This window comes from Sulfitobacter dubius (assembly GCF_900113435.1).
Classification (GTDB): Bacteria; Pseudomonadota; Alphaproteobacteria; order Rhodobacterales; family Rhodobacteraceae; genus Sulfitobacter; species Sulfitobacter dubius.
The window spans coordinates 661,687-677,547 of the sequence record NZ_FOPG01000001.1; the positions used below are offsets into that span (position 1 = coordinate 661,687).

At 57.9% G+C, this 15,861-nt stretch carries 10 protein-coding genes; all 10 read right to left on the reverse strand.

What is annotated here, in order from left to right; genetic code table 11:
* Positions 1 to 203 precede the first annotated feature (203 nt).
* The 10 genes from BM229_RS03285 to BM229_RS03330 all read right to left on the reverse strand — a co-directional run bounded on the left by BM229_RS03285 (position 204) and on the right by BM229_RS03330 (position 15,806).
* On the reverse strand, positions 204 to 1,967 hold the full coding sequence (locus BM229_RS03285; protein WP_167360180.1) for a Mur ligase family protein: 1,764 nt from the start codon (positions 1,965 to 1,967) through the stop codon (positions 204 to 206).
* The gene (gene cphA, locus BM229_RS03290) at positions 1,957 to 4,758 is read right to left on the reverse strand and encodes a cyanophycin synthetase (protein ID WP_093926244.1); all 2,802 of its coding nucleotides are present in this window, start codon (positions 4,756 to 4,758) and stop codon (positions 1,957 to 1,959) included. The genes BM229_RS03285 and cphA overlap by 11 nt, the downstream gene beginning before the upstream one ends.
* Positions 4,759 to 4,790: 32 nt before the next feature.
* Positions 4,791 to 5,666 carry a cyanophycinase gene (locus tag BM229_RS03295; RefSeq protein ID WP_093926245.1) on the reverse strand — a complete coding sequence of 292 codons (876 nt, stop codon included), beginning with the start codon at positions 5,664 to 5,666 and terminating at the stop codon, positions 4,791 to 4,793.
* Positions 5,667 to 5,783: 117 nt separating this feature from the next.
* Positions 5,784 to 6,020, reverse strand: coding sequence for a hypothetical protein (locus tag BM229_RS18340; protein WP_244152099.1), 237 nt, complete (start codon positions 6,018 to 6,020; stop codon positions 5,784 to 5,786).
* Between the two features lie 232 nt (positions 6,021 to 6,252).
* A complete protein-coding gene (locus BM229_RS03305; protein WP_093926247.1) occupies positions 6,253 to 7,557 on the reverse strand; it encodes a type II toxin-antitoxin system HipA family toxin in 1,305 nt (434 codons plus the stop codon).
* Positions 7,554 to 7,925, reverse strand: coding sequence for a helix-turn-helix domain-containing protein (locus BM229_RS03310; RefSeq protein WP_093926248.1), 372 nt, complete (start codon positions 7,923 to 7,925; stop codon positions 7,554 to 7,556). The genes BM229_RS03305 and BM229_RS03310 overlap by 4 nt, the downstream gene beginning before the upstream one ends.
* Before the next feature lie 1,469 nt (positions 7,926 to 9,394).
* Positions 9,395 to 10,123, reverse strand: coding sequence for a DUF1499 domain-containing protein (locus BM229_RS03315; protein ID WP_093926249.1), 729 nt, complete (start codon positions 10,121 to 10,123; stop codon positions 9,395 to 9,397).
* A 35-nt stretch (positions 10,124 to 10,158) separates the two neighbouring features.
* The gene (locus tag BM229_RS03320; protein ID WP_093926250.1) at positions 10,159 to 11,517 is read right to left on the reverse strand and encodes an efflux transporter outer membrane subunit; all 1,359 of its coding nucleotides are present in this window, start codon (positions 11,515 to 11,517) and stop codon (positions 10,159 to 10,161) included.
* Positions 11,514 to 14,621, reverse strand: coding sequence for an efflux RND transporter permease subunit (locus tag BM229_RS03325; protein ID WP_093926251.1), 3,108 nt, complete (start codon positions 14,619 to 14,621; stop codon positions 11,514 to 11,516). The genes BM229_RS03320 and BM229_RS03325 overlap by 4 nt, the downstream gene beginning before the upstream one ends.
* Before the next feature lie 3 nt (positions 14,622 to 14,624).
* On the reverse strand, positions 14,625 to 15,806 hold the full coding sequence (locus BM229_RS03330; RefSeq protein ID WP_093926252.1) for an efflux RND transporter periplasmic adaptor subunit: 1,182 nt from the start codon (positions 15,804 to 15,806) through the stop codon (positions 14,625 to 14,627).
* Positions 15,807 to 15,861 lie beyond the last annotated feature (55 nt).

Below are 15,861 nucleotides of genomic sequence, written 5' to 3' on the forward strand. Positions count from 1 at the left end.
AAACGTTGTGCCCGGCGACGCCCCCGAAACGCAAGTAGCTCGAAATTTAAATCCGCGCAAATTGGCCTCAACAGTCGGTATATTCAATAATCACAGGGGGACCACAGTTCCTCCCCGACCACGGCTGGGCTCGCCGATGCCGCGTCTCCACAGGTAAAATACCAATCAGCGCCGCAACGGATCGAGGCAATTCATCTGGCGACCTACTGTTCTCGCAGCAAGTCGAAGATCACCCCGCGATCCGACAACACCAACAGCAGTGCCAGATCTCCGGGTTGCAGTTCGTCGAGGATCTGCTTGGCACCCTGCGGCGGAGAACCGGCGCTAAGGATCTGCTCAGGGGGAAATTCGGCCGCGCTCAAGTATTCTTTGAGGACCGCAGAGGTATCGCCAAGACGACGACCGCGCAAATAGTCTTCAATCTCGGCGATAACGATCACGTCAGGCCCGAACTGTAGAGCCGCTTGGGCCACGTCCGCGATATCTTGATCGCTGTGGTTTCCGGGCTGGCTCAGCATGATGAAACGGCGCTTAGACGGGATCGCTGATAGGGCATCGCAGACGGCTGAGATCGAATGAGCATTATGCGCAAAATCGACGAAGACCCGCGCGCCTTTGTGATGGAATTCATTGAACCGGCCCGGGTTATCTCTGTAGTCGGAGGCAAATCCTTTGAGCCCGGTCCGGATCGCGGCTTCTGAGATTCCAATCGCGGTGCAGACGCAAACCGCAGCCAAAACATTGCGCACGTTATGCGTTGCGGCCCCTTGAAGGGTGATGGGCATCTCTGAAAGGGGGATCAAGAAGGTCTTTCCGCGCCCGGCAGAAAACACCAGATACCCATTTTCGACAGAACAGCAGGGCATGCCGCAGTCTCGCGCTTGGACGATTTGCGGCGTCGTCGCATCAATAGAGAACCACCAGATCGGCTGCGTTGTTTCCGCTGCGGCCGCGACGACCTGTGAGTCATCGGCGTTCAGCACCACGACGCCATCTGCCGATAAAGCGCGGGTGACGGCAAATTTGGTTGCAGCTAAATCCGCCAATGTCATGACACCATATTCGCCCAGATGATCCCTGGCGACGTTTGTCACCAAGGCCACACGGGCACGACGGGTCGGCAAGCCGCGCCGCAGGATGCCGCCGCGCGCAACCTCAAGGCAGGCGACTTCGAGCCGCGGATCGCACAGGGCCATCCGCGCGCCCCCCGGCCCCGAATAATCTCCGTGATCGAGAATATCGTCGCCGACCTGGACCAAGTCCGTCGATGTCAGCCCGACAACCTTGCCAGCCGCCGTGGCTATTGCTGCGCAAAGACGGGTCGTCGTGGTTTTGCCGTTGGTGCCAGTTATCAAGGCTATGGGCGCATCGTGAATAGCCGACCAGTCTATCTGATTTGGGGCTGGCAATCGGTCGATGGGCCAAATCTGTGCGCCCACCCCATGCCCGATTGACACCTCTTCATCGTCACAAAGAAAATCGACATCATGGGCCGCGGCTGCCAACATCAAGGCAATCAGCGGCGAATTTGCTTCCTGCTCCATCAACCGCAGCAAATCTCTGATCATATCCTGAAATGGCAGGCTTGCGGTATGGGACAGATCCGCCGCGCAATAGTGCCATGCCGTCTTGGCCAAAAAGGTGGCTGAGTGCAGCTGATCTATCGGGGCTGAAAGTGCGAGGCTGACACCCCCCTGAAAAACGCGGCAGATCAGCTTTTGATCGGCCCAGCCGACCGCATTCAAAACCCCTCGCGCGTGTTGCGCCCACAGTCGGCCAATAGCGTTAGGATCACTATCTTCGACCGAGACATCCATCACCGCGCCGGGGGCCTCCCACAACAGGCCCGGCCCGGTTAAACGGCGCGGCGGCGCGACATGAATCCCGTCGACGGTGGCCCAGCGGATATCAAGGGCAGCCTCCAGTTGCTCGATGCGGTTGATATGGCGGTCTGGATTAGTCCCCATCTTCAACGCGTTCCCGGGCCAATCGGACGCCACGCCCATCGCGCACGATTGGTAGATCGTGGTCCATAAATTCTTCGAACATTGCGCCACTTGGCGCGCCCTCCGCATGCGCTGTGCCATTCTCTTGGTCTTCGGCGGCATTGAAATAGATGATCTGTTTCCAGCACCGCGCGCTGTTGTCACCAAAGATCACCATAAGGTCCTCGGGCTGTGCCATCTCGAGGCTGGCAGCCACGGCCGCTTCCTCATTCGGGATCACCGAGATCTGATGTTCCGCGATGCCGAGCTTTAGGAACTCTGCCTTGAACATCTGCGGAATCTCATCCTCGCCGCGGTGGCGGCGATCATCGTCGGCCTTGCAAATATAATGGTCGAATTTTCCAGCCAGAACCTGTGCGGCTTCGACCACATCCAAATCGCGGCGGTCGCCCGGCACCGAGAGCACGACGATCCGCCGCCCCTTAATCTCCAGCCGCTCGGCAAGTCCCGCCATCGCGCCCAATGCAGCGGGATTATGACCATAGTCCAGGATCACCTTGAACGGATGTTCATCAAAGACGTTCATCCGCCCCGGTGCTTGGAAATAGCTGGTGTCGAAGGTGCGCAATTCGTGTCGGATATTATCCAAATCGACACCAAAACTATAGGCCATAGCTGCTGCAAACATGGCGTTCTGCACGTTGTGTACGGCTTTGCCTTCGAGCGTGGCCGGGATCAAATGGGACCACAGAACCGGCATGTGCAAACCATTGTCGTAGATCGTCAACATGTCGCCACTCATGCCTTTTTCAAGAACAATCGCCTGACCACCAGCCTTAATATGCGCCTTTACCAGACTGTGGCCAGGGTTGGTGGTCACATAGAAGATCGAACGGACATCTGCATAGTCAGCCATCTTCAAGCAGTTAATGTCGTCGGCGTTCAGCACAGCTGTTTGTGTCGCACTTTCGATAACAACACGTTTGACGGCTGCCAGTTGCTCGACCGTTTCGATACCGCCCAGCCCCAGATGGTCGCCGGTCACGTTCAAACAGGCCGCAACATCGGAGCGTTGAAACCCGAGGCCACTGCGAACCAGCCCGCCGCGGGCCGTTTCCATCACCGCAAAATCGACCTTGGGATCGCGCAGGACCATCTGGGCAGATTTCGGCCCGGTCATGTCGCCTTTGACGCTGAGCTTGCCATCCACATAGACGCCGTCGGTCGAAGTCATGCCCACGATCTTGCCGCTGGCCTTCATAATATGGCCCAACATACGCGAGGTGGTTGTCTTGCCGTTGGTGCCGGTGATGGCCGCTATTGGAATGCGGCATTCCTGTCCGAGCGGGAACAGCATGTCGATGACCGCGCCGGCCACATCGCGCGGCTTTCCTTCGGACGGGGCGACGTGCATGCGAAAACCCGGGGCCGCGTTCACTTCGACAATCGCGCCCCCGATCTCCTTATAGGACCGGGTAATGTCCTCAATGAGGAAATCGACACCCCCGACGTCTAACCCGACAGCCTTGATCGCGCGTTCGGCCATGTCGCGGTTGTCTGGATGAACGACATCGGTCAGATCAATTGCTGTCCCGCCGGTCGAAAGGTTTGCGGTGGCGCGCAGATAGAACAGCTCGCCTGCAGGCAGCACCGTCTCGATGCGATAACCGGCATCGGCGATCAGACGTTTGGCCTGAGGGTCGATCTCAAGCATTGTCAGCACCTTCTGGTGGCCGATGCCGCGGCGCGGGTCTTGATTGACCGTTTTGACCAATTCGCTGATTGTATGGATCCCGTCACCCACCACATGACCGGGCACCCGTTTGGCCACCGCCACCAGTTTGTCGTTCACAACCAACATCCGGTGATCGAAACCCGTCACAAAACTCTCGACCAAAATGGCAGCGCTTTTCGACTGTTGCTCCGCCTCGGCGAATGCTGCGGTGACTTCAGCGTCTTTTGTCAGATTGATCGACACGCCGCGCCCATGATTGGCATCAAGCGGTTTGACCACAACAGGAAAGCCGATCTTGTGGGCGGCGTGAACGGCCTCTTCGGCACTGTAGACGATGCTCTGCACCGGCACCGGTAGCCCCAGATCGCTGAGCAGGTTGTGGGTGTCTTCCTTGTCGCAGGAAATTTCGACAGCGATGTGGCGGGTCTCGGAGGTGATGGTTGCCTGGATCCGTTGCTGATATTTGCCATGCCCAAATTGCACCAAGGACCCTTCGTTCAACCTGATCCATGGAATGTCGCGGTCTTGTGCCGCACGCACCAGCGACCCGGTCGATGGCCCAAGCTCCTTTCGTTGGGCGTGCAGCACAAAGCTGCGCAATTCCATCGACCAGTCAAAATCAGGATCGAATGGGAAATCCACCTGAGCGCGAAGTGACGGCGGCAATAGATGCATCAACAGCGTCAGCGCCAATTCTCCCGCGGCCAATCCCACATCGCGCTGACGGTAGGCATAGACCATGTTGTATTGGCCCGGCACGCCGGTGCCACGCGTGCGCCCGAAGGTAACATCAGTCCCAGCGACATTCTGCACCTCGATGGCGCAATGCTCCAAAATATGGCCCATCCATGTGCCACCGTCTTCCCGTAGACGGCGCAGAAAGCCGCCGGCCACGCCGTAAGAGCAGCCGTGGTCGGCCAATCCGGGCAAGGCCTCGACCAGTCCTTCGACAAAGTCGGTCCCAATCTTTCCGGAAGGCCAGTCTTCCAACACCCCCAGATCAACGATGTGCCGGATGACAGGGAAACCTGCCCAGACATTTGGGCCGACAAACACATTGGTAGAAAGTATCTTCACAGGTTCACCTCATTGACTATTGAAGTTCCGCGCTACGCGGAACCCTGCCCGGTGGCATTGGATGGAACGCCGGTCCACGCGGGGTCATCGGGAGGATATCCGACACGGGCATTCAGATCATACCGACACCCCTCCCCCAATACGTCGAGCCGCAGACCCAATAGACTCAGCGCCTCCCCGGGTTTTGCATCCCAAATGGACGAATGGGTCATTTGGGATGCATCCACGACGGTAACCGTTCCGCTGCCGACAACTTCCAGAATATCATCCGGTCCAATGAAGGCTGCCGTGTCTTCATCGATGCCCAGTCCGATCAGGAAAGGATTGTAAGACGATGCGGTCAGCAGGCGCCCCAAACGGTTTCGCTGAGTGAAATGCTGGTCAATAATTACACTGTTGGTAAGACCGATCCCCGGCGCCAAGGACACCCTGCCCTCTGCTGGCGGTTCGTTCCCTGCACCCCCGGCCACCATATGCTCTGACATGATCGACGCACCGGCAGAGGTGCCCGCGACGGGAATGCCCTCCGCATTCCGCCGTCTGATCTTTTGTGCAACGCGCGTGCCCCCGAGGATCGCGGACAGACGCAACTGATTGCCGCCAGTCATGAAGATGCCGGTCGCATTGTCCAACAGCGCGGCAAAGTCGTCATTGTCGCAATCGGACCGACGGTTGATTTGCAAAAAATTGACCTTGCCGGCCCCAAGTTCGGAGAAGATGCGATGATAGTCCTGGCCGGTCTCATGCAGCATCGATGCTGTAGGTATGACCACGATGGATGCATCTGCTCCCCCCGAAAGCTCCACAAACCTGCGGTGAATTTGCATCTCCTTGATGCGGTCTTCGCCGCCGCCGATTGGGATGATGAACCCGCGCTCGGCTCCGTTGGCCACTGATGCTGGGCACATATTTATTAAATTTCCTTAGGAATTCGAGGTCGGCCGTGTCTTCGCGTCCGCTGTTTTTTCATATGACGCTAAAAGCACTCAAGATGCCATGCAAAAGCCAAGGGGGCTTTAGAAACATCAGCGGGCATGGGTGATTTGGTCATCATCGTATCGATAGCCGTGTTGAGATGACTTGGACATGGCAGGCCGGGTGTCGACAACGTTCCTGTCGGCTTTCGGACCGCCCAGCTGGATGTGCAGATCGAAGCGGCAGAGGACCTTCCATTCGCCCAGATAAATGCCTTGCTCGACGCTGCGGAAAGAAGCTGCGTTATCCTGCAAACGCTCCGAGAGCCGCCTGCTGTTCAAATCCAACGCTGTGTTGTTTCGTCAGCAATTGAGGGCTGCTGAACCCAAAACATTGACTGAGGCGGATACGGAGTGCGCAATACACTACCCTTTCGCCTTTAGAAAGGGACTTTCATAGAGGAGACAGCGAAGGTCCGGGTCCGCTCTTCCAGGGAGTTGTCGCTTACGGCCCATTCCAGACCTTCGCGCGCACCCCTGCACCGCGGTGCAGCGCTCCAGCGGTCAAATTTAGCAACTGTTACTTTAGGCGGAGCCGGAAGCCGTTTTTCACGCGCTTCGCATGGTCATCTGACACTCCGGCTTGCTCTGCATAATGCTCCCAGGACATGACCACATCCCGAATCTCAGCAAGCATCTTTTGAGCTCGTCGCTTTCCAATATCAGCATATGACGCAAGGGCGATCAGGTCGTCTTCAGAAAAATTCGTTGCCTTCCCATTGATCGACATCTGGTGCTGAGACGTCCAGGAGCCAGACGGGTTATATGCGTACACCACATCGAATGCCGGCGAGAGAGTCCACTTTCCGGATCGATCCATAAGGTATGCGATGTTCTTTGTATGATCGTCTTGGTTCCGGATTATCACGTTGAAATAAGCACGACGAACCTGTTGCTCCAGATCTTTGCGCGGGAGCTGCAGCAGTCTTCCTGTCTCAATCGCCTGTTCGTAGGAATAGGCGTGCGCCGTGTTGAAATCGAAGTGACGCATGGCACACAAGGACTGCATGTGAACCTTCTGGCCTTGCCCCATGCGGTCAAAGCGCTTCGTCATGAAGTGGGCGCGTCCACCCTCCTCATAGAGCTGACACTCCGACATCTCAACGCCAGCATCCTTCGCCATCAGGTAACAGGCATATTCCAGGCGCCCAAATCCCATCGGATCGGCAAGCTCCTTGTCCTTGTTCCCCGACACGCCGTCGAACTTCATAAGCCAATGCTGGAAGCCCTTGACGACTTCCACCTGGCCAGACCGGAACTCTCCGGTAGACGGGTTCCATGCCAGAACAGCCTTTGCACGCGCCCCACCGGCCGAGGTGCCCACCCGCAAGATGTCCCGCAAAGCAGCCTTACCTTCCTTGGATTCGTTAAGTTCACCGTAAAGCCCTTCACGCTCCTCAATGACGTCCTGTGCAAGATCGACGAGCGTCGAGATCGACAGCTTGTCTCCCGGCTCCTTCCGCATACCGGCCTCAGGTTGATACTCCAGCGCACCCATACCCCGGCTCCCAGTATAGCAGAGCCGCTCGACTGAATTCATGGCCCCCCTCGGACGACCCTCGCGAGCCAACCATGCATCAATCACCGCGTTACCGAACTTGTCTGGGAGACTGTCGGCCAGCATGCCGGGCAAGCCATTGAAGGAGTCTTGCGACAAGGCGGGAAACCGAAAAATTCCGGGCTCGACAGGCATCGCCAGAGGCGAGACCTCGATACCAGCGGACTGAAAGGCTCGGTCATATTCGAAGAGCGCGATACCCTGCGCCTCTTCCCATGTCACCGCACCGATAGTTTTCCCCCAGAGGACTACACGCGCAGTCGTCATTTAGACCCCTCTTCGTCTCCCCAAGTCCAGGTCTTTCCGGACTTTGATTGCTTCTGCGGTGCAACCCGCTTGCGCTCGGAGAGTGGCGGACCGCCCTCCAGACGTGCCATTGGACTGGAGCTTATATCCGGCACCAACACGTCCAGGTTCCCGATCAGCCTCAGCGCCACCAGCGCGCGCAGCAACGTTTCGGTTGAAGTGTTGCCGCCATCGAGAAGACGCTGCAACGTGGGACGGGATACTCCCATCTCTTCGGCCATGTCGGCCATCTTGATCTTGCGGGACAGGCGCCAGAGATTGATTCTCCGCCCCAGCTCCTCGGAAACCCGCTCGATCGGAACCCGACCGAAGTCTTCGCCGTGTAACATATGTTTGACCTCATGTCGTCTTGAACGCCTAAATGTAAAATGCGCGTTATATTTATGATAATCAACTTCAGTCCAATGCCACTAAAGTGGACTGCGCAAGGTTACGCGGCATCCTACAGCCCCCCTTTTAAGCGGCCTCGTAGCTTGTAAACAACTCGACCCTGCTATCCTTGCAGATCAGGAACAACTCATAGGCTTCGCCGAGGGTGAAGCGGCTGGCGTCTCAGCTCCAATCGCAATCACAGGTAATTGAGGCCTCGATAGTTACGGCAATCGGGGTCCTTTTCTTCTAAATAACCGTTTCCTTAGGGCTTACGGTATCACTTTCGGCGACCACCCTATCGGCTCCGCTCAAATGCTGAAATTGTTTATGGCTTTAGCGCGACGGTCACGATAATATAGCTATTATGATCAATGATTTGATATCAATTCAAATTTCTCTGGTCGTCATCCTCGTGACCTTGGCGATCTATCCTGTGGGCTGGCTTACTTAGTGGGCCCTTTGGGTAGTGAGGTGGGCATGCTTGCAGATCTCAGGACTGAATGCTGCGAGAAACGTGGATATGGCGATTCATCCCAATCCAAAATGGAAGCGCGGTCTGTCCGAGAATTCTAACAACGAATATTGATGCGGAACACCACAGTCGGTTCGCAAGATTTCGCCTTCGTGCCCGCAGCGCACTATGTAGCTTTGATGGACGCGGAAAACGCTCCGAATGGCAGCGTCCTCGTTTAATTGGCCATCTCAGTAGAGAACGCCCGGCGAAGTTCCCATCACGGGGCGTTATTCGGTGCAAACATTCGCGCAAACAGAAACGTTCGTTGAAGGTCGTCCGCAACAAATTACTATGATCGGATAACCAGCAGGTTCACTTCTGTTGTGTCCCACCATGCGGAATGTGCCACCACGGCTATGACCCTTTTGCTATGCCCCCTGAGTGTTCTCAGCGTTCCGATCTGGCCCTTTTCGCTGACCCAAAGCCCTTATTTATTTGAACTTTGCTGCCTTAACGCATCAACAAAAACGGTCTCGAAAACCGTTGAGCCTTCACGGGTTCCCAGGGTTCGAATCCCTGTCTCTCCGCCACTATTACCCTGACAAAGCTTATAACAATGCGGAATTCAGGGCGTAGTGCGCCCGCTTCTCGCGCAGCTTCGAATGGTGAAAAGCGTAATACTATGGCACCATTTTCACTTTCTGGCTGCGCCGATTATCCCCCCTATGGTCGTCGACTGTGTCCACTATCCTATAATAAGAGCGTTTGACCGCGCCGAGGCGTAGAGCCGCGCTTTACGGCCCCAGCCCCCAGCGGCGCCGGCACCACGTCACTTCTGGAGGAGCACAGGGTGTCGCCACAAGATCAAAAGAACGTCGCCGCCGGGTCAGCCCCTATGGATATGCTGCCGTTCAGGTCACCCATTGTCAGCGGCACGGCAAAGGCATAATGCCAGATCGGAAATCGTACAGCTCACCCCTTTGAGAACTGTTGTTGAAAGGTACGAATGCGCGCTGCATTGACGCCTTGGTCACTGCGCCCCACCCTTGAAACGCCGCGCATGTCCACGCGGCTCCCGTTCTCGGCAGGGGTAACTGCAACGACAATATCGTCGGCGAAATAGAAGACTGACGTGCGCGCGGTGGCCTCGAACCGATGGCGGGTTGGATCGGTCGCAACGATCTCCCACCCCATTTCGCCTGCCACCTCCAATGCCCGCTCAAAGGCTGCGTCCGTGCTCAGGCCGGTCTCAAGTGGCGCAATATCGGGATAGGCTTTCGCTTGTTGATCTGCCACTTCTGCGCCGCCGTATTCGAGCGTGTTGCGCGCACCCGCGCGGGTGTCATCCAGCACCTCAAAGGCCGGGGGATTGGTGGTATCAGTCGTGATGTCATGGATCGGCGCGGCGCGCGGTTGGGGGTTCACAGTGCTTGAGATGAGGGGAAACAGGGCCCCCAGTCCAAGCAGCGTGACCACGCCGCCGACCGCTGCCCATCCCTTTTCGCCCCGGCCAAGATGGATGGCCAAAGCGATCAGCCCCCAGCTGAAGATACCCGCGCCGATTGCGTTAAAGTAGCTCCGGTACAGCCCGAACCCTACGATCGGCTCCCAAAGCCCCATGCGCGCTCCGAACAAGGTCAGTGTAACGCAAATTAACCCAGCAACGGCGATCAGGGCGGCAATTTTTCCAGTGTGTTTCATGTGTTCGGCCTTTCACGACCAGCGTTGATATGTGCTCAATTACTCGGGTGACCAGTTACCGCCGCCCCTGCCCCCGTCGCGATCTTCAGTGTGGCCCAGGCCTGCGCCGCTTCGTTCGTGGCCGAGGCCGCAGAGATCCTTGCGGCATTGGTGTTTCGGTCGGTTTCCAGCAGGTTCAACAGCGTGATGGCACCGTTTCGATAATTCTCCTGTGCCAATGTCAGCGCCCGGCTGTAGTCACTGGCAGCAGTTCTCAACAGCTGCGCCCTCTGCCGCGCCCGCGACAGGTTGGACTGTGCCACCTGAACATCCTCGACCGCTTCGTTGATCGAGGCCCGCCATGCGATCTCGGCCTGTCGGGCGCCAGAGAGTTGCGCGTCACGGCTGGCTTTCAAGAGGCCCTGATTGAATACTGGAAGGGACAATTGCGGCCCGAAACTCCACGCATCTGTGGCGTCCGTACGGCCCACCGTTCCGGACAAGGACAAGGCCGGGTAAATCGCGGCCTCGGCGACGCCCACGTTGGCCACGGCAGCGGCCAAATCGGCTTCGGCGCTACGCACATCGGGGCGATTGCGAAGCAGGTCCGCCGGTACGCCGGTGCGCGCATCCCCGGGGCTGGAGAGTTGAGGCGCGCCTTTTTGCATCTGTGCCTTGATCGGTCCCGCGGGTTCGTTCAGCAATGTCGCGATGGCGTAGACATTTGCGTCAAACAAGGCGGCGAACTGCGGCAAATCGGCCCGCGCCGTCGAAAGCAAGGCCTGCGCTTCGGCCACTTCATATTCGGTGGCCGCGCCCGCATTGAACTGGCTTCGGGTGATGCTCACCGTCTCTTCGCGCGTAGCGATGGCGGTGCGCGTCAAGGCCATCGCCTCTTGGTAATAGCGCGCGCCGGAATAGGCAGCGATAAGTTCGGCCAGCCATGCAAGACGAACAGTCTCTTCCTCCGCCCGGGCGGCAGTAAGCGAGGCAACAGCGGCCTCGCGCTCGCGCCGGATACCACCGAAGAGATCAATCACCAGCGAGGCACCCAAAGACCCGCTTTCGACGGTGCTCGTACCGCTGGTGCCGTCGCCGCCGGATGTGGTCACTGATCCGGTCAGCGATCCGTCCGCCGCAGCGTTTACCCCGGTTGTGCGCAACTCAGCTTGCGCTTGGCGTATGCGCTCACCCGCGGCAATCACATCAAGGTTCTGGGCAAGGCCACGCGTAACAAGACTTGTTAGGTTCGAATCTTTGTAGTTCAGCCACCATTGCTGAGTGGCTACCGCGCCGATCTGCTCTGCATTGCCACCGACAAACCGGGTTTCCATGGCCACTTCGGGGCGCTGGTAATCAGTGCCGACAGCACAGCCCGCAACGAGCAGACCCAGCACGAGATAGTAAGGTTTCACTGAGTTTTCTCCACTCGCTTACGGAAAATTTCTGTTGTTCGGATTACGGCGACGTAGAAGACCGGCACCATCACGATCCCGATGACCGCCGAAAAGATGATCCCGCCGAGCATCCCCGTCCCGATTGATTTTTGCGCATTGGCCCCTGCCCCGGAGGCGAGCACCAGCGGCATGATGCCAAAACCAAAGGCAAGGGAGGTCATTAGGATGGGGCGCAGACGCTGGCGCGCTGCCATGACGGTGGCTTCCAGCAATACTTTGCCTTCCGCCCGAAGGGATTCCGCGAATTCAACGATCAGAATGGCATTTCGCGCCGCAAGGCCGATCGTGGTAAGCAGACCTACCTTGAAATAGACGTCGTTCGACTGTCCGAAATACCACGTTGTCACCAGCGCCCCCAGAATGCCCACGGGCACCGAAAGCATCACCGCAAAGGGCACGGCCCAGCTTTCGTAGAGGGCGGCGAGACAGAGAAAGACGACCAGCGCCGAGATCGTATAGAGAATGGCTTCCTGATCGCCGGACAACCGTTCTTGATAGCTTAACCCGGTCCAAGCAGAAGCGTAAGAGCCGTCCAAATCAGCGGTAAGCTGTTCCATCACCTCCATCGCGTCGCCTGAGCTGATGCCCGCTGCCGCTTCGCCAGAAAGCTCCAGTGCGCGGGTGCCGCCATATCGCGACAGTTTGGGCGTGATGGTTTCCCATTCGCGGCTGATAAAGGCCGACAGTGGCACCATCTCCGAACTGTCGTTCCGCACATACCAATGGTCAATGTCGTCAGGCTGCATGCGCCAGTCTGCACCGCCCTGCACAATGACCTCACGCAGGTTGTTGCCCAGAGGGAAGTCGTTGACATAGGTGCCAGAGAACACAGTCGCCAGCATGGTGTTCACGCTCGACAATGACACGCCCAAAGCCTCGGCCTTTTGTTGGTCGATACGAAGTTTTAACGACGGCTCCGTCGCAGCATCATTGCCGCGCAGGTTGGTCACGCGACCGTCAGCAAGCCCTGCCGCGACCAGTTGATCTGCGGCATCGCTTAGCGCTTCCTGCCCCGCGCCCGACTGATCGACGAGGTACATCGCAAAGCCCGAAGACGTGCCCAGCCCCGGAATGGCAGGCGGTTGAAGCACAAAGATGCTGCCCAGACGGGATTGGAAGAACTTGCCGTTGGCCCGCATCATCAGATCAGCCGCATCAAGCCCGGGACGCTCTTCGTAGTCCTTGAGCCTGATGAACATCATCCCGTAGTTCTGACCGGATCCCCCAAAGCTGAACCCGACATTGGCAAAGACGCCATCAACCATTTCGGTCTCTTCGGTCAGCAAATATTGCTCGATCTGTTCGATCGTGTTGGCCGTTTGCTGAACTGTTGAGCCCTGTGGCAGTTCGATCATGGTCATAAGCACGCCCTGATCTTCGGTCGGCAGGAACGACGAGGGCAGACGGTCGTAGACCCAATAGGCGCCAAATCCGACAAGGGCCAATACCACCACCATACGGAAAGGCCGCATGGACAACCGCCCGACAAGCGAACCATAGCCGCCCGTCAGACGGTCAAGCCCGCCATTGAACCAACGCAGCGGAAGCAGAGGCTTCTTGTCATGGTTCGGTTTGAGAAGCTGCGCGCACATCACAGGCGTGAGGATCAGGGCGACGAAAAGCGAGAGCACCATCGCCGAAATGATCGTGACCGAGAACTGTTTGTAGATGACCCCCGTCGACCCATCCATGAAGGCCATCGGCAGGAACACAGCAGAAAGCACCATCACGATCCCGATGAGCGCCGAGGAAATCTCCCCCATACTCTTTTCCGTAGCGGCGACGGCGTCCAACCCCTCTTCTTCCATCACCCGTTCGACGTTCTCGACAACAACAATCGCGTCATCGACCAGCAAACCAATGGCCAAGACCAGTGCGAACATGGAAAGGGTGTTGATTGACATGCCGAAGGCGGACAAAACGCCAAAGGTTCCCAACAACACCACCGGCACGGCGATGGTCGGGATGATCGTCGCCCGCCAGCTTTGCAAGAAAAGGAAGATGACAAGAAAGACGAGGATAATCGCCTCGATCAACGTTTCATAGACTTGGTCGATGGATTCCTCGACGAAGGGCGAGGTGTCATAGGGATATTCGACCACTACGCCCTCGGGCAACGCGGAAGAAAGATTGCCCACCACTTCCCGCACCGCTTCGGCGGTATCCACCGCATTGGCACCGGTGGAAAGGTTCACCGCAAAGCCCGCCGCCGGATGACCATTAAAGCGGCTTACACTGCCGTAGTCCTCTTCGGCGAGTTCGATTGTGGCAACATCGGCAAGGTAAATGGCCGACCCGTCCGAGTTGGTCTTCAGCAGGATGTTCCGAAAGTCCTCAACCGTTCCAAGCTGGGACTGCGCCGAAAGTGAGACCGTGAACTGCTGGCCTTTCACGACCGGCTGCTCACCCAGACTGCCGACCGTCACGTTTGTGTTCTGCTCGGATACTGCTGAGGTTACGTCAGCGGAGGTCAGTTGATATTGGAACAGCTTTTCGGGGTTCAACCAAATGCGCATTGCGTATTCGGTGCCGAAAACATTGATCGACCCCACGCCCGCCGTGCGCTGCACCGCGTCTTCAATCGTGCTGCTCAGCAGGTCGCCCAGTTCAAGCGAGGAATAGCTGCCGTCTTCGCTGACCAGCGCTCCGACCATCAGGACCGAGCTGGTCGAGCGGGAGACGGAAACGCCCCGGCTCGTCACGGCGTCAGGCAGTTGGGATTCCACCAATTGCAGTTTGTTCTGGACCTGCACCTGCGCCATGTCAGGATCAATACTGTCATCAAAGGTCAGCGATACACTCGCCGCACCTTCGCTGGAGGATGAGGTCATATAGGTGAGCCCGTCCAACCCCGTCAGCCCGTCCTCAATGACAGTGGTGACCGAATTCTCCACCGTTGCGGCAGAGGCCCCGGTATAGGTGGCGGAAATTCGGACGGTGGTGGGCGCGATATCAGGATACTGCGAGATCGGCAGACCCGTCATACTGAAAGCGCCCAGCAACATGGTGGCAATCGCCAGAACCCAAGCAAAAACAGGACGGTGGATGAAGAAACGCGCCATCAATCAATCCTCCGCCACGGGGGCAGCGATATCGCGAGAAACGCCATCGTCGTCGATCGTCACGGCCACGGGGCTGACCTCTTGCCCTGCGCGTACGGATGAAAGGCCGTCCACGACGAGCCGATCCCCGTCGTGCAGCCCCTCACGCACGATCCATGCGTTCTGATAGGTACCGTCATCTTCGAGCGTCACCTGTTCGGCTTTGCCGTCTTCACCGATAACATAAGCAGTCAGTTTACCTGAGTTGCCACGCGTCGCTGCACGCTGCGGAACAAGGTAGGCTTGCATCGTGCCAAGCACGATTTCCCCCCGCACGAACATGCCCGGAAGGATGATGTGGTCAGGGTTGTCAAAGGTGAAACGGATGGTCACGGTTCCGGTGGAGGTCGAGACATTGTTGCCTGGTGTGACCAATTGCCCGGTACCGCGATAGATGTCGCCGTTCTCTAACGTCAATGTCGCTTGAAGGGTGTCGTTTCGTTGCAGATCACCCTCGGCAATGGCGCTGCGCACCGACAGGATACGCGCGCTTGCCTCCATCATATCCACATAGATCGGATCGGAAGTGACGATGCTCGTCAAAGCGTCGGCCTGCCCAGCTGTAACCAAATTCCCAACCGAAACGGTTGATACATCCGCACGCCCGGCGATCGGGCTGGTCATGGTCGTCCACGACAGCTCGGTCTCGGCATATTCAACTGCTGCTTTGTTTGCATCAAGCGTGGCCTTTGCTTCGGCCAGACTGGCACGCGCCGCTTCGACCTCCGCCTCGGTGTAGCCGCGTCCGGAGAGTTGTTCGGCGCGGTCATAGGCCGCCTGCTTCACAGGCAGGTTGGCTTCGGCAGTGGCCAGATTGGCACGGGCTGTCGCGACAGCCGCGAGATAGGAGGCATCGTCGATCCGGAAAAGCGGATCCCCGACTTCAAGCAATTGTCCGGGCGAGTAGAGGATCTCTTCGATCACACCGCCGACACGCGGGCGCACTTCGACGTCTTGGAACGCAACGGCCCGGCCCGGCGTGGTCACAACGCGCGGGATTTCCTGCATCTGCAGGTCGATCACACCTACTTCAAGCGGCCCCGCGGTGGGCATGCCACCGGGAGGGCCGCCCTGCGCGCTCGCCATCGTGGCAGCCCCCGCAAACGCAAGCGCTGCGCCAAACATCTTCCAAACGCCGACTCTCATGTGCTTCTCGATCCTTGACTATCCAGCAGATTTTATGCCTTCTAGGCAGAAGTTG